Here is a 21678-nt window from a genome sequence, read left to right as displayed (position 1 = left end):
AAGTCACCCAAGAACTCTTGAAGCAGGCTAAGGGAGGGCGAGGAAGGAGTTTTGGGTAAAGCCCTGCTGGAGGCCGCCCTCGAGGCTCATGGCCTCGTACCCCTCCGCCTCCAGGTATAAAGCCGCCACCTGGCTCAAAAGGCCCTTCTCGCAGACGAGAAGCAGGGGTACCCGGGGCAGGCCGTGCTCTCCTTTTTGAATCTTCTCCAGAGGCACCCACTCCGCCGGGAAGGGCAGGGGGCTTTCCCTCCGGTCCTGGGGGCGCACGTCCACCACCTTGACCCCCTGGGCCAAAAGCTGGGGAAGCTCTTCGGGCCGCACCTTGCGCATGCCCTGAGTATAGCCCGTTTGGGGAAAGGCCGCTCTGCAAAAATATACGTAAACCCCCCGCACTCTCGCATAGAGTCTTCCCTCTCGCCTTGATTTTCCCCGGCAACGTGGTAGGATTTTCCCCTGGGTACGCGATGCCGCCGAGAAGAGACCTCAAGAAAATCCTCATCATCGGTTCCGGGCCCATCACCATCGGCCAGGCCGCCGAGTTTGACTACTCGGGCACCCAGGCCCTAAAGGCCCTCCGGGGCGCGGGGTACGAGGTCATCCTGGTCAACTCCAACCCCGCCACCATCATGACCGACCCTGAGCTGGCCGAGGGCACCTACATTGAGCCCCTCACCCTGGAGTCCTTGGAGAAAATCCTGGCCAAGGAACGGCCCGACGCCCTCCTCCCCACCCTGGGGGGCCAGACCGCCCTCAACCTCTCCATGGCCCTTTACGAGGAGGGCATCCTGGAGCGCTACGGGGTGGAGCTCATCGGGGCCAAGGCCGAGGCCATCAAAAAGGGAGAGGACCGGGAAGCCTTCCAGAAGGCCATGCGGAAGATCGGCCTCGAGGTGCCCCGGGGGCTCATGGTGGGCAGCGTGGAGGAGGGCCTCCACTTCGCCCGGGAGGTGGGCTACCCGGTGGTGGTCCGCCCCTCCTTCACCCTGGGGGGCACGGGGGGCGGGATCGCCAGGAACGAGGCGGAGCTCATAGAGGTCCTCTCCCGCGGCCTCACCCTTTCCCCGGTGCACACAGCCCTGGTGGAGGAATCGGTCCTGGGCTGGAAGGAGTTTGAGCTTGAGGTGATGCGGGACCACGCCGACACCGTGGTCATCATCACCAGCATTGAGAACGTGGACCCCATGGGGGTCCACACCGGGGACTCCATCACCGTGGCCCCGGCCCAGACCCTCTCCGACGCCGAGTACCAAAGGATGCGGGACGCCGCCAAGGCGGTGATCCGGGAGATCGGGGTGGACACGGGCGGCTCCAACATCCAGTTCGCCGTGGACCCCAAGACGGGCCGCCAGGTGGTCATTGAGATGAACCCCAGGGTCTCCCGCTCAAGCGCCCTCGCCTCCAAGGCCACGGGCTTCCCCATCGCCAAGATCGCCGCCCTCCTCGCCGTGGGCTACCGCCTGGACGAGCTTCCCAACGACATCACCCGCAAAACCCCCGCCTCCTTTGAACCCACCATTGACTACGTGGTGGTGAAGATCCCCCGCTTCGCCTTTGAGAAGTTCAAGGACCTCCCCAACACCCAAGGGGAGCTCAAGGACGAGCTTTCCACCCAGATGAAGTCCGTGGGGGAGGTGATGGCCATCGGCCGCACCTTCAAGGAGGCGCTCCTCAAGGCCCTGAGGGGCTTAGAAAGGGACGTGCGGGCCCTGGCCGGGGTCAGGACAGAGGCCCTGGAGAAGAAGCTCTACCCCAACCCGGACCGGATCTACGCCGTCTTGGAGCTTCTAAGGCGGGGGATGCCGGTGGAGGAGCTTTACCAGGCCACCCGCATAGACCCCTGGTTCCTCCACCAGATGAAGGAGATCGTGGAGGCGGAGGCGTGGCTCAAGGACCACCCCCCCAAGGACCGGGAGGGCTGGCGCTTCTACAAGGGGCTTGGCCTTCCCGACAAGAGGATCGGGGAGCTTTTGGGGAAGGGGGAAAAGGAGGTGCGGGCCGAAAGAAAGGCCCTAGGGGTGGTGCCCGTCTACAAGACCGTGGACACCTGCGCCGCCGAGTTTGAGGCCTACACCCCCTACCACTACTCCACCTACGAGCTGGAGGACGAGGTCTGGCCCTCCACGAAGCCCAAGGTGGTGATCCTGGGCTCGGGGCCCATACGGATCGGCCAGGGGGTGGAGTTTGACTACGCCACGGTCCACGCCGTCTGGGCCCTGAAGGAGGAGGGGTTTGAGACCATCATGGTGAACTCCAACCCCGAGACGGTCTCCACCGACTACGACACCGCCGACCGCCTCTACTTTGAGCCCTTGACCCTGGAGGACGTTCTCAACATCGTGGAGCACGAAAAGCCCATCGGGGTCATCGCCACCTTGGGGGGGCAGACCCCCCTGAAGCTCGCCAAGGGGCTGGAGGAGGCGGGGGTGAGGCTCCTCGGCACCCCCTATAAGGCCATCCACCTGGCGGAGGACCGCCAAGCCTTCCACAGCCTCTGCCAGGAGCTTGGGATCCCCCAGCCCGAGGGCCGGGTAGCCCAGACCCCCAAGGAGGCCCTAATGCTCGCCCCGGAGGTGGGCTTTCCCCTCCTCGCCCGGCCCAGCTACGTGCTGGGGGGGCGGGCCATGCGGGTCCTTTACAGCGAGGAGGAGCTTAGGCGCTACCTCGAGGAGGTCTACGAGCCCCTAGAGGAGAAGCCCTCCATCCTCTTAGACCGGTACCTGGAAGGGGCCATAGAGCTGGACGTGGACGCCCTTTCCGACGGGGAGGAGGTCCTGATCGCTGGGGTGATGGAGCACGTGGAGCGGGCCGGGGTCCACTCCGGGGACTCGGCCACGGTGCTGCCGCCGGTCCACCTCTCCCCCGAGGCCCTTGGGAAGGTGAAGGACTACACCCGCCGCCTGGCCTTGGCCCTGGGGGTCAAGGGGCTTTTGAACGTGCAGTACGCCGTCTTGGGGGAGGAGGTGTATATCCTCGAGGCCAACCCCCGCGCCTCCCGCACCGTGCCCTTCGTCTCCAAGGCCATCGGCGTCCCCCTGGCCAAGCTCGCCGCCCTCATCGCCGTGGGTAAGAGCCTGAGGGAGCTTGGCGTGCGCGACCTGGACCCCGTCCCCCCCTACTACGCCGCCAAGGAGGTGGTCATCCCCTGGATCAAGTTCCCCGGGGTCATCCCCGAGCTTGGGCCAGAGATGCGCTCCACGGGGGAGAGCATGGGGATAGACCAGGACCCCTACCTGGCCTACTACAAGGCGGAGCTTGGGGCCGGGCAGAAGCTTCCCCTAGAGGGAAGGGTCCGCTTCATCGGGGAGGGCCTAAGGCCTTGGGAGGAGGAGCGGCTTGAGGAGCTTAAACAAGCCTACCGGGAGGCAGGCTTTGCCGTGGTGGCGGAAGGGGACTACGACCTCCTCATAAGCCCCACCCCCCACCCCGAGCTCAGGCGGGCGGTGGAAAAGGGCCTCCCCTTCATCACCACCCTGGAAGGGGCCTGGTGGAGCCTGAAGGCCATCCTAAGGGCCCGGGAGAAGCCCCTGGAGGTGCGAAGCCTCCAGGCGTGGCACCGGGAGGGAAGCCGCGAGACCCCCTAGAAAGGCGGGGCCGGGTAAGCCCTCCGGCTTGTCCCCTAGCGCCCCGCCCTCTCCGTGTACAATAGGCCCCAATGAAGCTGGTGATCGCCATCGTCCAGGATACGGACGCTCCCGGCCTCACCAAGGCCCTTTTGGAGCGGGGGTTCCAGTCCACCAAGCTGGCCTCCACGGGAGGCTTCCTGAGGGAGGGGAACACCACCCTCCTCATCGGCGTGGAGGACGAGAAGGTGGAGGAGGTCTTGGAGATCGTGCGGGAGAAGTGCCGCACCCGCACCCGCCTGGTGACCCGGGGCCTCCCCCTCTCCGAGGCCCCCGACCCCTTCCTGGCCCAGCCCGTGGAGGTCCAGGTGGGCGGGGCCGTGGTCTTCGTCCTACCGGTGGAGGGCTTCTTCAAGCTCTAGTCCTGGACGAAAAGGAGAAAGCCCGCTAAAGTGGGCGGGGTGGAAGGCGAGCTTTACCTCCTCAAGGACACCAAGGGGCGCGGCTTCCTGGTGCGCCTAAGGCCGGGCGGGGTCTTCCACCACCACAAGGGCACCGTCCCCCACGAGGCCATCCGGGAGGCGGGCCCTGGGGGCAGGGTGGAAACCCACCTGGGCGAGGTCCTCTCCGTCCACCGCCCCACCCTCGAGGAGTACGTCCTCCACATGCGGCGAAGCGCCACCCCCACCTACCCCAAGGACGCCAGCGCCATGGTGACCCTCCTGGACCTCGCCCCGGGGATGCGGGTCCTGGAGGCGGGCACGGGGTCTGGGGGGCTCACCCTCTTCCTGGCCCGGGCCGTGGGGAAGGAGGGCCTGGTGGAAAGCTACGAGAAGCGGCCCCACCACCTCAAGCAGGCGGTGGAGAACGTGAAGGGCTTCTGGCAGGTGGAAAACGTCCGCTTCCACGCCCAAGGCCTCGAGGAGGCCCATCTTCCCCCGGAGGGGTTCCACGGGGTGGCCCTGGACCTCATGGAGCCCTGGAAGGTCCTCTCCAAGGCCGTGGAGGCCCTCATGCCCGACCGCTTCCTGGTAGCCTACCTGCCCAACATCACCCAGGTCCTGGAACTCATCCGGGCGGCGGAGGGCCTGCCCATCAGGCTAGAGCGGGTTTTGGAGGTGGGCTGGCGGGAGTGGGAGGTAAGGCTTCCCGTGGCCCACCCCCGCTTCCAGCAGGTGGGGCACACCGCCTTCCTGGTGGCCTTTCGGAAATGGAAGGTCTCCTGATCCACGCCCTCTTGCGGGAGCTCAAGAAGGAGCTTCCCGCCCTGAACTTAGGCCTCGCCTTTCCCGAGGAGGGCACCCTAGCGGTGCTCCTCAAGGGGAAGACGGGGCGGATCTTCAACCTGGTCCTCCACTACCGCCCCCCCACCCCAAGCCTCGTCCTGGAGGAAAAAACCCTCCTCGGCGAGCCCAAGACCCCCTTCCAGCGCCAGCTTTGGGCCCGGGTCAAGGGGCCTTTGGTGGAGGCGGAGCAGCTCAAGCTGGACCGGGTGGTTTTCTTCCGCTTCGCCGGGGAGAAGGGCTTCGTGGACACGCCCCCCTCGGTGTTGGTCTTTGAGGCCACAGGGCGGAACGCCAACCTCCTCCTCCTGGACGAGGAAGGCCGGATCCTGGGGGTGGACCGGGTCATCACCCAGGAGGTGAACCGCTACCGGGAGCTAAGGCCCGGCCTCCCCTACACCCCCCCGCCCCCCTACCGGAAGCTGGACCCCAGGACGCTCACCGAAGAAGACCTCCGGGTCCTCCTGGGCAAGCCCCTCAAGGAGGTGATCCGGCACGTGGACGGGGTGGGGCAGGAGCTCATGCGGGAGCTGGCCCGGAGGGCGGGCCTCACCCCCGAAACCCCCCTGGACGAGGCGGGGCTTAAGCGGGTCTACCAGGCCCTAAGGACCCTGGTGGAGGACCCCTCTTTGCGCACGGAGCTTTCCGAGGAGCTTAGGCGGCGCTGGGCCGAGGAGGAGAAGGAGGCCCTGCGGAAGCCTCTCCTCGAGGCCCTGGACCGGGAGATCCGGACCCTTAGGGCAAGGCTTGGGGACTACCAAAGGGCCCTGGAGCGCCTGGAGGAGGCCGAGGAGCTCCGGCATAAGGCCGACCTCCTCCTCGCCCGGCTCAAGGAGGTGCCTAAGGGAGCGGAGAGGGTGGTCCTAGAAGGGTTTGACGGCAGGCCCGTGGAAATCCCCCTAGACCCCGCCCTCTCCCCCCAGGAAAACGCCAAGAAGCTCTACGAGCGGGCGAGGCGCCTGGAGGAGCTTGCGGAAAAGGCCCTGGACCTCATCCCCAAGACCGAGGCCAGGATCCAAGAGCTGGAAGCGGAGAAGGAGAGGCTAAAGACCCTGGACCTAAAGGACCTCCTCGCCCTCACCCAAAGGCCCAAGGAGAAGGGGCCCAAGATCGGCCTCCGCTACACCTCCCCTTCCGGGTTTTTGGTCCTGGTGGGCAGGAACGCCAAGGAGAACGACCTCCTCACCCGAAGCGCCCACTCCGAGGACCTCTGGTTCCACGCCCAGGGGGTGCCGGGAAGCCACGTGATCCTGAAGGCCGAGGGGAAAAACCCGCCCCTAGAGGACCTCCTCTTCGCCGCAAGGCTTGCCGCCTACCACTCCAAGGCCCGGGGGGAAAGCCAGGTCCCCGTGGACTACACCCGGAAAAAGCACGTCTGGCGGCCCAGGAAGGCAGCCCCCGGCCAGGTGCTCTACACCAAGGCCAAGACCCTCTTCGTGGAGGGGACGCTTCCCGAAGGGGAAGGGACGGGATAAACTTAGACCCCGTGAAGCGGGTGATGTTCCACGCCAAGATCCACCGGGCCACCGTGACCCAGGCCGATCTCCACTACGTGGGCTCGGTGACCGTGGACCAGGACTTGCTGGAGGCCGCCGGGATCCTTCCCTACGAGCAGGTGGACATCTACGACATCACCAACGGGGCCCGGCTCACCACCTACGCCCTCCCCGGCCCCCGGGGCTCGGGGGTGGTCCAGATCAACGGGGCCGCCGCCCACCTGGTGAAGCCCGGGGACCTGGTGATCCTGGTGGCCTACGGGATCTTTGACGAGGAGGAGGCGAGGAACCTCAAGCCCACCGTGGTCCTGGTGGACGAGAAGAACCGGATCCTGGAGGTCCGCAAAGGGTGAGCCGCCTGAAGCTCTACCTGGACCTGGTGCGCTTTGAGCACACCCTTTTCGCCCTCCCCTTCGCCTACGGGGGGATGCTCTGGGCGGCCGGGGGGTGGCCAGGGTGGCGGACGTTTCTCCTGGTCACCCTGGCCATGGTGGGGGCGAGGACCATGGCCATGGCCCTCAACCGCCTCATAGACTGGCCCATAGACGCCCTAAACCCCCGCACCCAGAACCGCCACCTCCCCAAGGGCCTGGTGAAGCCTTGGGAGACCCTTTTCCTCGCCCTTTTGGGGCTCCTTCTTTTGGTCTACGCCGGGCTTTCCCTGAACCCCTTGACGGCGAGGCTTCTCCCCGTGGCGGTTTTCTTCCTGGTCTTCTACCACTACACCAAGCGCTTCACCTGGCTTTGCCACTACGTTTTGGGCCTCACCATCGGAGCGGCGGCCGCCGGAGGGTGGATCGCCGTCACGGGAAGCTTCGCCCCTCCCGCCTACGGGCTTTGGGCGGGGGTGGGGCTTTGGATCGCCGGGTTTGACATCCTCTACGCCACCCAGGACTACGCCTTTGACCGGGCCTTCGGGGTGAAGAGCATCCCCGCCCGCTTCGGCATCCCCAAGGCCCTTTCTCTCGCCCGGGCCACCCACCTTTTGGCCTGGCTCGCCTTCCTCCTGGCCGGGGTGAGCTACGGGGCGGGGCCCCTTTACCACCTGGGCCTTCTTTTGGTGGGGGCCCTCCTCATCTGGGAGCACCGCCTGGTCTCCCCCGAGGACCTCTCCAAGGTGGACGTGGCCTTCTTCCAGGCCAACGTGGGGGTGAGCCTGGGGATGTTCCTCTTCCTGGTGCTGGACCTCTGGGTGGCCTGAGCCCTAGGCCCGGGGGTAGGCTAAGGGCATGGAGGGCATCCGCAAGGCGGCCGAGCGGGCCATCCGGGAGTTTTTGGACCTCTTCCCCATGCCCCAAGGAAGCCTCTTCGTCCTGGGAGGGTCCACAAGCGAGGTCCTGGGGGAAAGGGTGGGCACGCGGCCGAGCCTCGAGGCCGCCCACACCATCCTGGAAGGCCTCCTCCCGCCCCTCCTGGAAAGGGGCGTGTGGGTGGCGGTCCAGGCCTGCGAGCACCTGAACCGGGCCCTGGTGGTGGAAAGGGAGGCGGCGCGGGCCTACGGCCTCGAGGAGGTCACCGTTTTCCCCCACCCCAAGGCGGGGGGGGCCTTGGCCACGGCGGCCTTCCTCCGCTTCCAGGACCCGGTGATGGTGGAGTCCCTAAGGGCTAAGGCCCACGGGGGGATGGACATCGGAGGGGTCCTCATCGGCATGCACCTAAGGCCTGTGGCCGTGCCCTTGAGGCTTTCCCTGCGGAGGATCGGCGAGGCGGTGCTCCTCGCCGCCAAGACAAGGCCCAAGCTGGTGGGCGGGGCCCGGGCGGTTTATAGCCGGGAGGAGATGCTCAAGAAGCTGGAAGAATTTCGCTAAGGACCTCTCGGAAGAGGGCGGCCACCCCCAAAGCCTCGTAGCGGTCGTAGGCCCCCATGAGGGAAAGGCGGAAGATCTTTCCCTTTAAAGGCCCCTGCCCCCCGGCGATCACCGCCCCCCTTTGGGCGAAGGCCTCCTTCACCCGGGCGTAGGCGATCCCTTCCGGCAGGTAGAAGGCGGCCACGGCGGGGCTTCTCACCTCGGGGACGGGCCTTAGGCCAAAGCCCTCCCCCACCTCGTAGAGAAGGCCGTTCTGCCAGGCCTTGAGGGAAAGGTGCGCCTCCAGGCGGGGAAGCACCTCCTCCAAGACGGCGGCCACCGCCCCCACCAGGTTGATGGCCGGGGTCCAGGCGCTCTCCCCTTCCCTCTGCGCCCTAAGCTCCCGGGAAAGGTCCAGGTAGTAGCCCCGGGGCTTCAGGCGCTCCAAGGCCCTTGGGGAAAGGGCCACGAAGCCGAGGCCCGGGGGGCACATGAGGCCCTTTTGGCTTCCCGAAAGGGCGGCGTCCACCCCGTAGGCCTCCAGGGCCACCTCCCACACGAGGAGGCTCGTCACCATGTCCGCCCCCACCAAAGCGTCCGGGTTGGCCTCTTTAAAGGCCCGGCTCAGGGCGGGGAGGTCCACCAAGGCCCCGGTGGAGGTCTCCGAGTGGACCAAAAGGAGCCCGGCGTAGCCCTCCCGGGCCACGTCCGCGGGGCTCGGCACCTGGCCGTAGGGATAGTCCAGGCGGTGGGCCTCCAGGCCCGCCTCGAGGGCGATCTCGTAGAAGCGCTCGGAGAACTTGCCGTAGACGGGCACCAAGACCCTTTCCCCGGGGGCGAAGAGGTTTTTAACCAGGGCCTCCATGGCCAGGGTGCCGCTTCCCGTGAGGATCAGAACCTCCCCTTCCGTGCGGAAGGCCGCCTTAAGGAGGGCCCTGGCCTTCAGGAAGACCTCCCGGGCGGGGGCGGTGCGGTGGTGAAGCTGCGGCCGAGAAAGAGCCTCCAAAGCCTTGGGGTGAAGCCTTACGGGACCCGGGGTGAGGAGCCAGTCCATGGGAAAAGTGTATCGTAGTCCCCGTGGTCTACGCCCTCCGCTTCCGGGCCCCATCCCCTGGCGAATACCTCCTTCCCCTCCCCCAAAGCCTCCCGGGGCAGGAGGTGGAGGAGGTGAGCCTCTCCCACAGGCCCCTAAAGGTCTACGAGGCCCAGGGCAACCTCCTGGCCCGCTTCGCCCTGGAGGAGGGGGAGGAGGTCCGGGTCCGCTTCCGCCTCAAGACCCGCCCCTTGCGAGAAGCCCCGGCCTGGCGGGAATACCTAAGGGGCGAGCCCCTCGAGGCCTGGCCGGGGATTTTGGCCCACCGGGGGCACCGGGTGGAAAGGGCCTTGGGCTTTCTCCTCTCGGGCAAGCCCCACGCTTGGTACCTGGTGGACGGCCTCCCCCTAGACCCCCACCTCCACGCCGCCCTCCGGGAAAACCCCGCCCACCTCCTTCCCCTAGGCGTGGCCCCCGACCCCGGGCTTTACCTGGGCGGCCACGAGGGGAAGAGGCTTTTCCTCTTCCGCGCCCCCTGGCCCGGGGAGGAAGCCCCTTCCTGGGACGCCCTCCAGCCCCTAGGCCAAGACCCCCTCCCCTGGGCCCGGGGCCTGGCCTGGTTAAGCGTGGGGGTCTCCGCCCTGGGCTTTCCCACGGGGCCTTGGGCCTACCTCCCCTATTTGGGGCTTCTTGCCCTCCGGCAGGGCCCAGCCCTCAAGGACCTCTTCCTAAGAAGCCCCCGGCACGCCTTAGAAAGCCTCCTCTTCCACGCCTTCGCCCTCTCGGTGGGTACAGAACCCAGGCCCGAGCTCGGCCTTGGGTATCTGGCCCTTTTTCTTTGGAACCGGCTTAGGCCTTTTTCCGCAACTCCTCCAGGATCTCCCGAAGAAGCTTGACCTCCTCCGGCGGCTCGGGAGGGGGAGAAGGAGCTTCCGCCCCCTTCAAGCGCCTTTGCACCGCTTGCATGGGCGTCACCACCAGGAAGTAGATGGCGGCCGCCACCACCGCGAAGTTCAGAAGGGCGTTGACGAACTTACCGAGGGCGATGGGGCCCAGCTTTACCGCGGAAAAGTCCGGGACACCCCCCAAGGCGCCGATCAAGGGCGTGAGGACGTCCGCCACCAGGGAGTTCACCACCTGGCCAAAAGCGCCACCTAAGATTACCGCCACTGCCAGATCCACCACGTTGCCCCGCATGAGAAAGTTTTTAAACCCTTGCCACATAGCGCCTCCTTGTGGAAAGCCCCTTGCCGGGCAACCCTACCTTACACCCCGGGTGTGCAAACCTTGTTAAAATGAACCCGACCCCCGATGGGCCCAAAGGTGGCTCACAGCGCGGGGCCAAGGAGGAAGCATGGCCAAGGTCAAGCTGGAGCACGTTTGGAAGCGCTTCGGCAAGGTGGTGGCGGTCAAGGACTTCAACCTGGAGACGGAAGACGGCGAGTTCGTGGTCTTCGTGGGGCCCTCGGGCTGCGGCAAGACCACCACCCTGCGCATGATCGCCGGGCTCGAGGAGGTCTCCGAGGGGAAGATCTTCATCGGCGACCGCCTGGTGAACGACGTCCCCCCCAAGGACCGGGACATCGCCATGGTCTTCCAAAACTACGCCCTTTACCCTCACATGAACGTCTACGAGAACATGGCCTTCGGGCTGCGCCTCAGGCGCTACCCCAAGGACGAGATTGACCGCCGGGTCAAGGAGGCCGCCCGCATCCTCAAGATTGAGCACCTCCTGAACCGCAAGCCCCGGGAGCTCTCCGGCGGCCAGCGCCAGCGGGTGGCCATGGGCCGGGCCATCGTCCGCGAGCCCAAGGTCTTCCTCATGGACGAGCCCCTCTCCAATCTGGACGCCAAGCTTCGGGTGGAGATGCGGGCCGAGATCGCCAAGCTGCAAAGGCGCCTTGGGGTCACCACCATCTACGTCACCCACGACCAGGTGGAGGCCATGACCCTGGGTCACCGCATCGTGGTGATGAAGGACGGGGAGGTCCAGCAGGTGGACACCCCCCTGAACCTCTACGATTTCCCCGCCAACCGCTTCGTGGCGGGCTTTATCGGCAGTCCCTCCATGAACTTCGTCCGCGCCGGGGTGGAGGTCCAGGGGGAGCGGGTCTACCTGGTGGCCCCGGGCTTCCGCATCCGGGCGAACGCCGTTTTGGGAAACGCCCTCAAGCCCTACGCCGGGAAGGAGGTCTGGCTTGGCGTCCGCCCCGAGCACCTGGGCCTTAAGGGCTACACGGGGATCCCCGAGGAGGAGAACGTCCTGCGGGGCGAGGTGGAGGTGGCCGAGCCTTTGGGGGCGGAGACGGAGATCCACGTGAACGTGAACGGGACGGTCCTGGTGGCCAAGGTGGACGGGCACGCCCCCGTGAAGCCCGGGGACAAGGTGGAGCTTCTGGCGGACACCTCCCGCCTCCACGCCTTTGACCTGGAGACGGAAAGGACCATCGGCCACTCCCAAGAGAAGGTGGCGGCGGTCCGGTAGGGCGGGCCTTCCCGAGGGCGGGGGTCTTCCCCGCCCTTATCATGTGGGGGTGAGGATGGCCCGGCCTTTCGTGATCGGCATCGCCGGCGGCACGGCGAGCGGCAAAACCACCCTGGCCCGCTCCTTAGCGGAAGCCCTCGGGGAGCGGGTAGCCCTTTTGCCCATGGACCACTACTACAAGGACCTCTCCCACCTGCCCTTTCAGGAACGCCTCCAGGTTAACTACGACCACCCCGAGGCCCTGGACCTAGATCTCTACCTGGCCCACGTTCAGGCCCTCCTCCGGGGCGAGGCGGTGGAGATGCCCCTTTACGACTTCCAGGCCTATACCCGAAGCCCCCTGCGCAAGCGGGTCCAGCCAGCCCCGGTGGTGATCCTGGAGGGCATTCTGGTCCTTTACCCGGAGGAGCTTAGGAGGCTCATGGACCTCAAGGTCTTCGTGGACGCCGACGCCGACGAGCGGTTTATCCGCAGGCTGGAGCGGGACGTGCGGGAAAGGGGACGGAGCTTCGAGGGGGTTATCGCCCAGTACCGGGAGAAGGTCAAGCCCATGCACCTCTTCTTCGTGGAACCCACCAAGCGCCACGCCGACGTGATCCTGCCGGGAGGGGGGCAAAACCCGGTGGCCTTGGAGATGCTCAGGGCCAAGGCCTTGGCCCGCCTGGAGCAGATGGAGGCGGTATGAAGGGGTTTTTGAACCTCCTCGTCCTCTTGGCCCTGGTCCCCTCCCTCCTCGCCCTGGGGCCTAGGCTGAAGACGGAGCGGCCCGGCCCCGTGGTCCTCCTCCTGGACGCCGAGGCGGTGCGGGAGGAGGCCCGGGCGCAGGGGAAAAGCCTTCTAGAGGTCCTAAAGGCCTACCGGGCCCAAGGGGTGGAGGGGGTGGCCTTCTCCGAGCATCTAGTGAAGGGCTGGGTGGACCAAGGGGCCCTCCTTTACCGCCCGGGAAGCGAGCTCCAGGCGGAGGGGCTTCCCGCCCGCAAGGGCTGGTACTACCTCCAGGGGGAGGCCTGGCTTGTGGACCTTCTGGAAAAGGCCTACGCCCTTCCCACCCACCGCCTCGGGCCCTGGCTCGGCTTTCCCCTGGACGTCCAGGCCTTCCCCGCCTTCTACCCCCTGGAGGAGGTCCGGGCGGCCAAGGCGGAAGGCTTTTACGTGGCGGTGCGGCCCATCAACCAGCGCTACCGCCTTCTAGACCCAGGCCTTCCCCTGGTGCCCAAGGAAGCGGACGCCGTGGTCTTCGCCGGCCTCGAGGCCCTGGGCTACCCCCAGCGCCTGGAGGAGGCCAAGGCCCTGGTCCCGGTCCCCGTGGCCCTCATAGAAGGGACGCCCCAGCCGGGCTTCCAGGCCTTCCAGGAAAAGGGGGTCCTGCGGCTTTTCAGCCTCCGCTACGAGTGGCAGCTCACCCTCTCCCCCGAGGAGGCCGCGGACAAGTACGTCCTGGCGGCCCGGGAGCGGGGCCACCAGCTCCTTTACCTCAGGCCCTACCCCTACCCCGAGGACACCGCCCGCTTCCTAAAGCGCCTGCAGGAAGGCCTTACAGCAAGCGGCATTCCCTTGGGGGTCCCAAGCCCCCGGGACTTCGCCCCAAGCCCCTTGAGGCACGCCGCCTGGGTGGGGGTCTTGGCGGGGCTTGGGCTTTTGGCCCTGGGGCTTCCCGTGTACGGGCCCTGGGTGGCCTTTCTCCTATTCCTCTTGGCCTTGGGGTATGCGGGAAGCCAAGGGGGGGCCCTTTTGGCCGCCCTGGTCTTTCCCGTCTTGGGGTTTTTGGGGCCCAGGAATGGGCTATGGATGTGGCTCCGCGCCCTGGGCTACGCCCTGGCGGGGGCCGTTTTCCTCTCCGCCTTGGGCTCAAGCCCGGCCACGGTCCTGGGCCTAAGCCCCTTCAAGGGGGTCTCCCTCACCCTCCTCGTCCCACCCCTTCTGGTGGCCTATAGCTTCCTGGAGAAGGACTTCAAAGAGGCCCTCACCCGCCTCTACCTCCACCCCTTGCGCCTGGGGGAGGTGGCCCTGGGGGGGCTTGCCCTGGGGCTTCTTCTCCTCGCCCTCCTAAGGCGGGGAAACGACGCCCCCCTCGTGCCCGAGCTAGAGCTAAAGCTAAGGAGCCTCCTCCAGGACGTCATGGTCCGGCCCCGCTTCAAGGAGGTCTTCGGCCACGCCCTCTTCCCCATAGCCCTCCTCCTCCCCTGGCCCCGCTACCTGCAAAACGGCCTCCTCTTCCTCGCCTCCTTGGGCATGGCTTCCATCCTCAACACCTTCAGCCACTTCCACACCCCCCTTCCCATCTCCTTCTTCCGGGTGGTGAACGGAGCCCTCTTAGGGGTCCTTCTGGGCCTTCTCGGGGTTATCCTGGTAAGGAGGCTTCGGGCATGGTGGTCGGGGTAGCGGGGTACTACGGCTTTAGGAACACGGGGGACGAGGCGATCCTCGAGGCCATCGTCCGGGAGCTTAGGGCCAGGGGCCACGAGGTGGTGGCCCTCTCCGGGGACCCCCGGCACACCCGGGAAACCCACGGGGTCCGGGCCTACCACCGCCTGAACCCCTTGGCCCTCCTCCGGGCGGACCTCTGGCTTTTGGGCGGAGGAGGGCTTCTGCAGGACGCCACCAGCCCCCTAAGCCTCCTCTACTACCTCTCGGTGCTTCGGGCCGCCCGCTTCTTCCGCAAGCGGGTGGTGGTCTTCAACCAGTCCCTAGGCCCCCTCTCCCCTTGGGGCGAGCGGCAGGTGCGGCGGGCCCTCAAGGGGGTGCCCCTCGTCTTCCGGGACCAGGACTCCCTGGAGTACGCCCAAAGGCTTGGCCTCTCCGGCACCTTGGGGGCCGACCCCGCCCTCCTCCTCACCCCGCCCCCGGTGAAGCGGGAGGAGGACCTGGTCCTGGTCATCCCCCGGGCCGGGGTGGACCGGGAGTCATTGAAAAACCTGTATATCGCCGCCAACCATCTGGTGCACGAGGGCAAGCAGGTCCTGGTCCTCCTCCTCCAGCCCGGCTACGACGACGAGGTGGCCAGCGTCTTCTACCTGCACCGCATTGAGAAGACCTCCGACCCCCGCCGCCTCCTCTACCTGGCGGCCCAGGCGGGGTACGTGATCTCCATGCGCCTTCACGGCCTCATCCTGGCGGCGGCCGCCGGCACCCCCTTCGCCGGGGTGGCCTACGATCCCAAGGTGGCCGCCTTCGCCAAGGAGACGGAGGCCTACTACCAGGACCTCCCCGGGGACCCCATCCAGCTCTACAAGGCGGCCCTTTACGGCCGGGCCCCCAACTGGGAGAAGGTGGCCGCCCTCAAGGCCAGGGCCCGGGAGAGCTTTGACCGGGTCCTGGGGGAGGGCATCCCCGTCAGGCGCTCCGGACGCGGCTAAGCCGGGCCTTCAGCCCTTGGGCGAAGGCCATTAGGTCCTCCAAGGCCTCCTCCACCCCCTGCCTAAGCAAGAACTCTCCCGGGGAAAGGCGCTTGAGGAGGAGAAAAGGGGGCTGGGCCAGGGTTTCCACCCCCTGGCGCACCACCTCGGGGATCAGGCCCTCCTCCAGGGCCTCGGCCTCCAGATCCGCCAGCAAAAAGACCTCCCCCATGGGCTTTTTCGCCAGGAGAAGAAGGAGGGAGGCGAAGGCTCCCCGCTCGGAGAACTCCGCCACCAGCCGGTCCTCCAGGGCCTCCACCGCCTCGAGGTCCACCCTCCCCTGGCGGAGGAGGTCCTCGAGGTCCAGAGAGCTTAAGGGGAAGCGCCCCTTAAGGCGGAGGAGCCGGCTTAGGGCCTCCGGGGAGACGAAGCCCACCCCCTCGGGCAAAGACGCCTTCTGGGACTCGGGGGCCAGGTAGGCGGTATAAGCCCCTTGGCGGCGGAAGGGCTTGAGGTCCTCCGGCTCCCCCTCCCCAAGCCGCAGGAGGGCGAGGACCACCTGACGGCGCCCCAGGGAGGCCTTGTAGACCCAAGGAGGCCCCCCTTCCAGGACGAAGCCCAGCCGGCCCAGGTCCTCGCTCACCCCCGGGGGCTCTAGGCGCTTGGGCTCGTGGGGGAAGAGGACCTCCTTGGGATAGGGGGTGACCCGCACCCGGCGTTTGGGTTCCTCGGGGGGGAGAGAAGGGGCGGGCCTCGCCTCCTTGGGCTCCCCCCTCGGGGCGGACCGGGGAGCGGCCTGGAGCTCCACCTCCTCCCCCCGGAAGTGGAGGAGGACCGCCTCGTTCACGGCAAGCCGCCTTTTGGCGTAATAGGGCCCAAGCCCCCGCACCACGCCCGCCTTCCAGTCCACCTCCACCTCGTAAACCTCCCCGTCCTCGTCCACGAACCGGGCCCTTTCCCGACCCTGGAGGTGGCGGCGGAGGGAGAGGGTGAGGGTCATGGTGCCGTTTTGAATACAGGCGCTGGTTAATACGTAGCGGGTGGTCATCCTACCTCCCTAAATTCCGGAGAAGGCAAGGGTACCCTGCCGTAAGCCCATAATACCCCTCGCGGACCACGGTCAAGGCCCGCTCCGCATCAGCCAAGGCCCTATGCGTCCCCCGGGGCGGAAGCTCCAAGACCTCGGAAAGGGCGTCCAGGCCGTAGCGCCTTAGCCCCCTAAAGGCCTTTCGGGCCAGGCGCACGGAGTCCACCACCGGGTTTTCCAAAGGGAGGCCCATCCCCTCCAGGGCGGGCCTCAAAAACCCCAGATCAAAGGAGGCGTTGTGGATGACCAGGGTGGCCCCCTGGAGGAGGGGGTAAGCCTCCTCCAGGACCTCCTCCAAGGAGGGGGCTTCCTCCAGGGCCTCCCAAGGGATCCCCGTGAGGCGGAGCACGAAGGGGCTTGGAGGGCGGGAGGGGCGGACCAGACGCTGGAAGGGGATGCGTTTCTCCCCCTCGAGGCGCACAAGCCCCACCTCTATGACCTCGTCCAGGCCCGGGGCGAGCCCCGTGGTCTCCAGGTCCAAGACCACCACCGCCTCCCCCCTCGGGGGAAAGGGGTAACGCCACTCCCAAAGCCCCACCCCCTCCTCCAGGTAGAAGCGCCCGTCCAGAAGGGGCCGCACCACGGGCTCCACGGGCCCCCTAAGCCCCAAGGCCTCGCCTAGCTCCTCCCAGGAAGAGGGCCTGCCCAAGGCCCTAAGCCGCTGGGCCAGGCGGGTGGCCAGGCGGAGGCGGAAGGAGGGGTCCACTAGAAGGCCTCCCCCAAGGGGGTCCGCAGGAAGGCCCGGTCCGTGGCCTCCTCAAAGGCCAAGGCCACCCGCAGGAGGCGCTCGTCCTGGCCCCAGGGGGCCACAAGCTGGAGGCCCACGGGCAGGTGCCCCTCAAAGCCCGCGGGGAAGGAGAGGGCGGGCAGGCCCGCAAGGCTCGCCCCCACGGTGTAGAGGTCCTCTCGGTACATGGCCAAGGGGTCGGGCCTCCCCCCTAAGGGGAAGGCGGGGTGGGGGGTGGTGGGGAGGAGGAGGGCGTCCACCTCCTGGAAAAGGGCCTTGGCCTCGGCCCTAAGCCGCCTGCGGAAGGCCTGGGCCCGAGCGTAGTAGGCCTCGTAGTAGCCGCTAGAGAGGACGAAGGTGCCCACCAGGATGCGGCGCTTGACCTCGAGGCCAAACCGCCCCCGGGTGGCCTCCACCACGGGCCAAAGCTCCTCCCCTTCCGCCCGGTAGCCGTAGAGGGTCCCATCGTAGCGGGCCAGGTTGGCGCTGGCCTCCGCCGGGGCCAGGATGTAGTAGGCGTTCAGGGCCAAGGGAAGCGTAGGCCAAGACACCTCCTTAATCCCAAAGCCCAAGGTCCGGAAGACCTCGAGGGCTTCCCCCAAGGCCCTTTCCACCCCGGGGCTATTGCCGGAAAGGGCCTCCCGCACCACCCCAAGGCGCAAAGGGGAAAGGGGCTCGGCCAAAGCCTCCTGGAAGCGGGGCGGGAGGTCCAGGCTGGTGGCGTCCAGGGGGTCAAAGCCCGCCATGGCGTCCATGAGGAGGGCCAGATCCCGCACGGAGCGGGCCAGGGGGCCGATCTGGTCCAGGCTCGAGGCGTAAGCGATGAGGCCATAGCGGCTCACCCGACCGTAGGTGGGCTTGAGGCCGTAGACCCCGCAGAAGGCGGCGGGCTGGCGGACACTTCCCCCCGTGTCCGAGCCCAAGGCCAAGGGGACCAGGTCCGCGGCCACCGCCGCGGCGCTTCCCCCGCTGGAGCCCCCGGGGACCCTTCCTGGGTCAAAAGGGTTTTTGGTGGGGAAGAAGGCGGAGTGCTCCGTGGAGGAGCCCATGCCGAACTCGTCCAGGTTGGTCTTGCCCAGGACCAAGGCCCCAAGGGCCCTAAGCCGGGCGATGGCGGTGGCCTCGTAAGGGGGGATGAAGGTCTCCAGAAGGCGGCTTCCCGCCGTGGTGCGGAGGCCCTTGGTGACGATGTTGTCCTTCACCGCCACGGGAAGCCCGGCCAAGGGGAGGCCCGGGTCCACCCGCTCCGCCTCCTCCAACACCCTCTCGTTGAGGGTGAGGAAGGCCCCAAGCCCGGGGTCAAGGGCCTGGACCCGCTTCAGGTAGGCCTCGGCCACCTCCTTGGGGGAAAGCTCCTTGCGGGCCAGGCGGGCGCGAAGCTCGTGGGCCAACATGCCCCCACTATAGCCCGAAGTGGAGGGAAAGCCAGTCGCGAAAGCCCCTATACGCCTCCTCCCCGCCCCGGGGCAGGTAGGTGACGTCCCCGGGCTCGTGGCGAAACCAGGTGTACTGCCTTTTGGCGTAGGCCTTCACCGCCCGGATGTCCCGCAGGAGGGCCTCTTCCAAGGAGTACTCCCCCCGGAGGTGGCCCACCACCTCCTTGTAGCCGATGGCCTGGAGGGCGGTGGGGATCTCGGGGTAGCGGGCAAGAAGCGCCCTCACCTCCTCCACGAGCCCCCGGGCGAACTGGCTTTTCGCCCTTTCCTCTAGCTTGGGGAAAAGCCACGCCTTTTCCGGCCAGAGGACGAGCTTCTTGTAGCGGAACCGGGGCGGCCTTTGGGGAAAGCGGGCGGGCGGGGTCCCGGTGCGCCTTAGGACCTCCAGGGCCCGCACCAGACGGCGGGGGTTTTTGTCCACCCTCCGGGCATCCTCGGGGCTATGCCGGTAGAGCTCCGCCCAAAGGGGCCCAAATCCCCTCTCCCCAAGCTCCCGCCAGAGGGCCTCCTGGACCTTTGGGTCGGGCGGGGGAAGGTCGTGAAGCCCCTGGGAGAGGGCCCGGATGTAGTAGCCCGTCCCCCCCACCACCAAGGGCAGCCGGCCCCGGGAGAGGACCTCGGCGATGGCCGCCTCGGCCAGGTCCACAAAGCGGGCCACGCTCATGGCCTCGCTGGGCTCGAGGACGTCCACCAGGTGGTGGGGCACCCGGGCCCTCTCCTCCGGGGTGGGCTTGTCCGTGCCGATGTCTAAGCCCCGGTAGACCATGGTGGCGTCGGCGGAGACCACCTCCACGGGGACCTCCTCCCCCAGGCGGAGGGCCAGGAGGGTCTTGCCGCTTCCCGTGGGGCCCGCCAAGACGGGTATGGCCTCCACATCCCTTATGCTAAGGGCATGCTGGAACCCTTGGACCGCTGGGAGACCCTGCGCAAACTAAAGGAACTCCAAGAGCGAATCGCCGAGCTCGCTTACCGGCTCACCGGGGAAGAGCCCGCCGCCTGGACCCCCCGGGTGGACCTCCTCGAGGACGAGGAACACTACGTCCTCCTGGTGGACCTCCCCGGGGTGCGCCCCGAGGACCTGGAACTCTTAGAGGAGGGAAGCCGCATCACCCTGGCCGGGGTGCGCCATCCCCTGCCCGGCACCTACCTCCTGGAGGAAAGGCCCATGGGCACCTTCCGCCGCACCCTGGACCTCCCGGGGCCCATTGAGGAGGGCACCGCCCAGGCCGTCCTTCGGCAAGGCGTCCTGGAGGTCCGCTTCCGCAAGAAAAACGGAGCGTCCCTCCCTTTGGGTCAGTAGGCCACCTGGTGGCAGGCCCGGCACCGGGGCTCGTAGCGCTCCTCGGCCCCCACCAGGATGACGGGATCGGTGTAGCGGGCGGGCTTCCCGTCCACCAGGCGCTGGGTGCGGGTGGCGGGGGCCCCGCATCGGGCGCAGATGGCGGAAAGCTTCTCCACGAACTCCGCCCGGGCCAGAAGCTCGGGCATGAGGCCAAAGGGCTCCCCGCGGAAGTCCAGGTCCAAGCCAGCGACGATCACCCTCACCCCCGCCTGGGCCCACCGCTCCGCCAAGCCCACGAAGCCTCGGTCCAAGAACTGCACCTCGTCCACGGCCACCACCTGGGGGAGGGGGTCCAGATAGACCTCCATCTCCCGGGCGCTCTCTACCGGGATGGCCTCCACCCGCTTCCCGTCGTGGCTCACCACATGGCTTGGGTGGTAGCGGTCGTCCAGCCTGGGCTTAAAGACAAAAACCCGTTGCTTGGCGATGAGGGCCCGCCGGACCCGGCGGATGAGCTCCTCGCTCTTCCCCGAGAACATGGGGCCGGTGATGACCTCCAACCAGCCTTGACGGTGCAAAAGGGGCGGCATCCTCCCACCGCCCGGCATTCTAAGGAAAAACCGGGGGCTAACGCCCCCGGGATGGGCCCCGTCCCTTAGCGGCCCTTGCGGTAAGAGTCCCCGTAGCGCTTCTGGAAGCGCTCCACGCGCCCTTCCGTGTCCACGAAGCGCTGCTGCCCCGTGTAGAAGGGGTGGCAGTTGCTGCACACCTCCACGTAGATCTCGGGCTTGACCGAGTAGGTATGGATGACGTTGCCGCAGCCGCAGATGATGCGGGCCGGAACCAGTTTGGGATGAATGCCTTCCTTCACGCTCGCCTCCTCCCGCACGGTCTTGGCCGTGCGCCAAACCGCCACCTAGTGTACGCCAAAGCCCCCCCTCGGGCAACTAGGGGGGTGGAAGCCGCCGCCACCTGGGACCGAAGAGGCGGCGGCGCAGGTCCTTAAGGCCCCAAAGGACCAAGGACAAAACCGCTAAAAAGGCCCCCGCCGCCCAAAGAAGCGCCAAGGCCCCAAGGCCCACGAGGGCAAGAAGAAGAAACAACAAAGGCCAGTACCAAGGAAACCGCACCCCTTCACCCTAGCAGAAAACCCCGGTAAAATAAAGGATGCCCCGGGACAGGGGCGCGGTCGCGCCCGGAGGGCCAACCCCTTCCGGGTGAGGAAAGTCCGGGCACCATAGGGCAGGGTGCCAGCTAACGGCTGGGCGGGGTAACCCGACGGAAAGTGCCACAGAGAAGAGACCGCCAGCGGCCGGGGCTTTCCCCGGTGCGGGCAAGGGTGAAACGGTGGGGTAAGAGCCCACCGCCTGGCCTGGCAACAGGCTGGGGCACGGCAAACCCCACCCGGTGCAAGGCCCGGTAGAGGGGAAGGGCTTGCCCGGCCCGCCAGAACCCCTGGGATGGGCCGCTTGAGGCCGGTGGCGACACCGGTCCCAGAGAGATGACCGCGGAAAACAGAACCCGGCTTACGCCCTGTCCCGGTCCCCCGAGCCCGCTCGGGGGAATTTTTCTGCCCCGAAGGTGGGAGATAAGTGGGAGTTAGGTGGGAGGAGGTGGAAAAGCGTGGGAGGTCCATGCTAAGCTCGGGGAAGAAATACCTTTCCGGGCACGGCACCTCCTCCCTTCGGCCTCCGCCCAAGCTTCCCGGAAGGTGGGACCTGGTGGGATATGCCCTTTGGCGAGTTTCAGTACAGCCTGGACGACAAGGGGCGGGTGGTGATCCCCGCCCCCTTCCGGGACTTCCTGGAAGACGGCCTGGTCCTCACCCGGGGCATGGAGGGGTGCCTTTACATCTTCCCCTCAGACCGCTGGCGGAAGATAGAGGAGCAGCTGGTGAACCTGCCCCTGACCGACGCCGAGGCCCGGGCCTTCGTCCGCTTCTTTTACTCGGGCGCCCACAAGACCCGGATGGACAACGCCTCCCGGGTCCTCATCCCACCTCCTCTTCGCCAGTTCGCCGGGCTCCAGGAGGGGGGCGAGGTGGTCATCGCCGGGGCCCCGGGGAGGCTGGAGATCTGGAGCCAAGAGCGTTGGTGGAAGACCATAGAGGCCATCATGCAGAACCCTCCCGCCCCCGAGGCGCTGCGAAACCTGATGGGGTAAGGCC

24 protein-coding genes and 1 other RNA gene are annotated in these 21678 nt (G+C 67.3%); 15 read left to right on the top strand and 10 right to left on the bottom strand.

The window, feature by feature from the left end:
- Positions 1 to 27 precede the first annotated feature (27 nt).
- Positions 28 to 330, bottom strand: a complete 303-nt coding sequence (locus IEX93_RS00770; RefSeq protein WP_188845423.1) for a rhodanese-like domain-containing protein — start codon at positions 328 to 330, stop codon at positions 28 to 30.
- Between the two features lie 134 nt (positions 331 to 464).
- Between IEX93_RS00770 and carB the strand changes: the two genes are divergently transcribed.
- From carB to IEX93_RS00735, 7 genes are all read left to right on the top strand, one after another.
- On the top strand, positions 465 to 3581 hold the full coding sequence (gene carB, locus IEX93_RS00765) for a carbamoyl-phosphate synthase large subunit (RefSeq protein WP_188845420.1): 3117 nt from the start codon (positions 465 to 467) through the stop codon (positions 3579 to 3581).
- Positions 3582 to 3652: 71 nt separating this feature from the next.
- Entirely contained in the window at positions 3653 to 3982 is a 330-nt protein-coding gene (gene darA, locus IEX93_RS00760) for a cyclic di-AMP receptor DarA (RefSeq protein ID WP_188845412.1), read from the top strand.
- Between the two features lie 30 nt (positions 3983 to 4012).
- A complete protein-coding gene (locus tag IEX93_RS00755; RefSeq protein WP_188845410.1) occupies positions 4013 to 4786 on the top strand; it encodes a tRNA (adenine-N1)-methyltransferase in 774 nt (257 codons plus the stop codon).
- Positions 4771 to 6318, top strand: a complete 1548-nt coding sequence (locus tag IEX93_RS00750; protein WP_188845409.1) for an Rqc2 family fibronectin-binding protein — start codon at positions 4771 to 4773, stop codon at positions 6316 to 6318. The genes IEX93_RS00755 and IEX93_RS00750 overlap by 16 nt, the downstream gene beginning before the upstream one ends.
- A gap of 23 nt (positions 6319 to 6341) precedes the next feature.
- The gene (gene panD, locus IEX93_RS00745) at positions 6342 to 6692 is read left to right on the top strand and encodes an aspartate 1-decarboxylase (RefSeq protein ID WP_188845447.1); all 351 of its coding nucleotides are present in this window, start codon (positions 6342 to 6344) and stop codon (positions 6690 to 6692) included.
- A complete protein-coding gene (gene mqnP / locus IEX93_RS00740) occupies positions 6689 to 7540 on the top strand; it encodes a menaquinone biosynthesis prenyltransferase MqnP (protein WP_188845406.1) in 852 nt (283 codons plus the stop codon). Before panD ends, mqnP begins: the two co-directional genes overlap by 4 nt.
- Before the next feature lie 28 nt (positions 7541 to 7568).
- Positions 7569 to 8147, top strand: coding sequence for a TIGR01440 family protein (locus IEX93_RS00735; protein ID WP_188845404.1), 579 nt, complete (start codon positions 7569 to 7571; stop codon positions 8145 to 8147).
- On the opposite strand, the gene IEX93_RS00730 is transcribed toward IEX93_RS00735, so the two are convergent.
- Positions 8122 to 9180, bottom strand: a complete 1059-nt coding sequence (locus IEX93_RS00730; protein WP_188845402.1) for a pyridoxal-phosphate-dependent aminotransferase family protein — start codon at positions 9178 to 9180, stop codon at positions 8122 to 8124. The genes IEX93_RS00735 and IEX93_RS00730 overlap by 26 nt on opposite strands.
- 23 nt (positions 9181 to 9203) lie before the next feature.
- On the opposite strand from IEX93_RS00730, the gene IEX93_RS00725 reads away from it, so the two are divergent.
- Positions 9204 to 10055: a hypothetical protein gene (locus tag IEX93_RS00725; RefSeq protein ID WP_188845400.1), complete on the top strand. Its 852-nt coding sequence runs from the start codon at positions 9204 to 9206 to the stop codon at positions 10053 to 10055.
- Here IEX93_RS00725 and mscL read toward each other — a convergent pair.
- On the bottom strand, positions 10009 to 10383 hold the full coding sequence (mscL, locus tag IEX93_RS00720) for a large conductance mechanosensitive channel protein MscL (RefSeq protein WP_188845398.1): 375 nt from the start codon (positions 10381 to 10383) through the stop codon (positions 10009 to 10011). The two genes, IEX93_RS00725 and mscL, sit on opposite strands and share 47 nt — an antisense overlap.
- Positions 10384 to 10513: 130 nt before the next feature.
- On the opposite strand from mscL, the gene IEX93_RS00715 reads away from it, so the two are divergent.
- Genes IEX93_RS00715 through csaB form a run of 4 tightly spaced genes read left to right on the top strand, consistent with a single transcriptional unit; the run spans position 10514 to position 15000 of the window.
- Positions 10514 to 11644: an ABC transporter ATP-binding protein gene (locus IEX93_RS00715; RefSeq protein ID WP_188845396.1), complete on the top strand. Its 1131-nt coding sequence runs from the start codon at positions 10514 to 10516 to the stop codon at positions 11642 to 11644.
- A 55-nt stretch (positions 11645 to 11699) separates the two neighbouring features.
- Complete coding sequence (gene udk / locus IEX93_RS00710; protein ID WP_371863138.1) at positions 11700 to 12329, top strand: uridine kinase; 630 nt, start codon at positions 11700 to 11702, stop codon at positions 12327 to 12329.
- A complete protein-coding gene (locus tag IEX93_RS00705; protein ID WP_188845392.1) occupies positions 12326 to 14026 on the top strand; it encodes a DUF5693 family protein in 1701 nt (566 codons plus the stop codon). The genes udk and IEX93_RS00705 overlap by 4 nt, the downstream gene beginning before the upstream one ends.
- The gene (gene csaB, locus IEX93_RS00700) at positions 14011 to 15000 is read left to right on the top strand and encodes a polysaccharide pyruvyl transferase CsaB (protein ID WP_188845390.1); all 990 of its coding nucleotides are present in this window, start codon (positions 14011 to 14013) and stop codon (positions 14998 to 15000) included. Before IEX93_RS00705 ends, csaB begins: the two co-directional genes overlap by 16 nt.
- Here the strand turns inward: csaB and IEX93_RS00695 are convergent.
- Genes IEX93_RS00695 through miaA form a run of 4 tightly spaced genes read right to left on the bottom strand, consistent with a single transcriptional unit; the run spans position 14978 to position 19103 of the window.
- Positions 14978 to 16027: a hypothetical protein gene (locus tag IEX93_RS00695; RefSeq protein ID WP_188845388.1), complete on the bottom strand. Its 1050-nt coding sequence runs from the start codon at positions 16025 to 16027 to the stop codon at positions 14978 to 14980. The genes csaB and IEX93_RS00695 overlap by 23 nt on opposite strands.
- Before the next feature lies 1 nt (position 16028).
- Positions 16029 to 16772, bottom strand: a complete 744-nt coding sequence (locus IEX93_RS00690; RefSeq protein ID WP_188845386.1) for a 3'-5' exonuclease — start codon at positions 16770 to 16772, stop codon at positions 16029 to 16031.
- Positions 16772 to 18187, bottom strand: a complete 1416-nt coding sequence (gene gatA, locus IEX93_RS00685) for an Asp-tRNA(Asn)/Glu-tRNA(Gln) amidotransferase subunit GatA (protein WP_188845384.1) — start codon at positions 18185 to 18187, stop codon at positions 16772 to 16774. Before gatA ends, IEX93_RS00690 begins: the two co-directional genes overlap by 1 nt.
- A gap of 7 nt (positions 18188 to 18194) precedes the next feature.
- Entirely contained in the window at positions 18195 to 19103 is a 909-nt protein-coding gene (gene miaA / locus IEX93_RS00680) for a tRNA (adenosine(37)-N6)-dimethylallyltransferase MiaA (RefSeq protein ID WP_188845382.1), read from the bottom strand.
- A gap of 18 nt (positions 19104 to 19121) precedes the next feature.
- On the opposite strand from miaA, the gene IEX93_RS00675 reads away from it, so the two are divergent.
- On the top strand, positions 19122 to 19529 hold the full coding sequence (locus IEX93_RS00675; RefSeq protein WP_188845380.1) for an Hsp20/alpha crystallin family protein: 408 nt from the start codon (positions 19122 to 19124) through the stop codon (positions 19527 to 19529).
- On the opposite strand, the gene IEX93_RS00670 is transcribed toward IEX93_RS00675, so the two are convergent.
- From IEX93_RS00670 to IEX93_RS00660, 3 genes are all read right to left on the bottom strand, one after another.
- On the bottom strand, positions 19523 to 20101 hold the full coding sequence (locus tag IEX93_RS00670; protein WP_188845378.1) for a thymidine kinase: 579 nt from the start codon (positions 20099 to 20101) through the stop codon (positions 19523 to 19525). The genes IEX93_RS00675 and IEX93_RS00670 overlap by 7 nt on opposite strands.
- 65 nt (positions 20102 to 20166) lie before the next feature.
- Positions 20167 to 20382, bottom strand: a complete 216-nt coding sequence (gene rpmE / locus IEX93_RS00665; RefSeq protein WP_188845445.1) for a 50S ribosomal protein L31 — start codon at positions 20380 to 20382, stop codon at positions 20167 to 20169.
- Positions 20383 to 20458: 76 nt separating this feature from the next.
- On the bottom strand, positions 20459 to 20641 hold the full coding sequence (locus IEX93_RS00660) for a hypothetical protein (protein ID WP_188845376.1): 183 nt from the start codon (positions 20639 to 20641) through the stop codon (positions 20459 to 20461).
- A 43-nt stretch (positions 20642 to 20684) separates the two neighbouring features.
- Here IEX93_RS00660 and rnpB point away from each other — a divergent pair.
- An RNA gene (gene rnpB / locus IEX93_RS00655) (RNase P RNA component class A) lies at positions 20685 to 21056 on the top strand.
- 183 nt (positions 21057 to 21239) lie between these two features.
- Positions 21240 to 21674 (top strand): division/cell wall cluster transcriptional repressor MraZ, encoded by a 435-nt coding sequence (gene mraZ / locus IEX93_RS00650; RefSeq protein WP_188845374.1) that lies wholly within the window; start codon positions 21240 to 21242, stop codon positions 21672 to 21674.
- The last annotated feature ends 4 nt before the right edge of the window (positions 21675 to 21678 follow it).

The organism is Thermus composti, from assembly GCF_014647535.1.
Classification (GTDB): domain Bacteria; phylum Deinococcota; class Deinococci; order Deinococcales; family Thermaceae; genus Thermus; species Thermus composti.
Note: the sequence above shows the minus strand (reverse complement) of the source record. Positions and strands in the feature narration are given on the sequence as shown.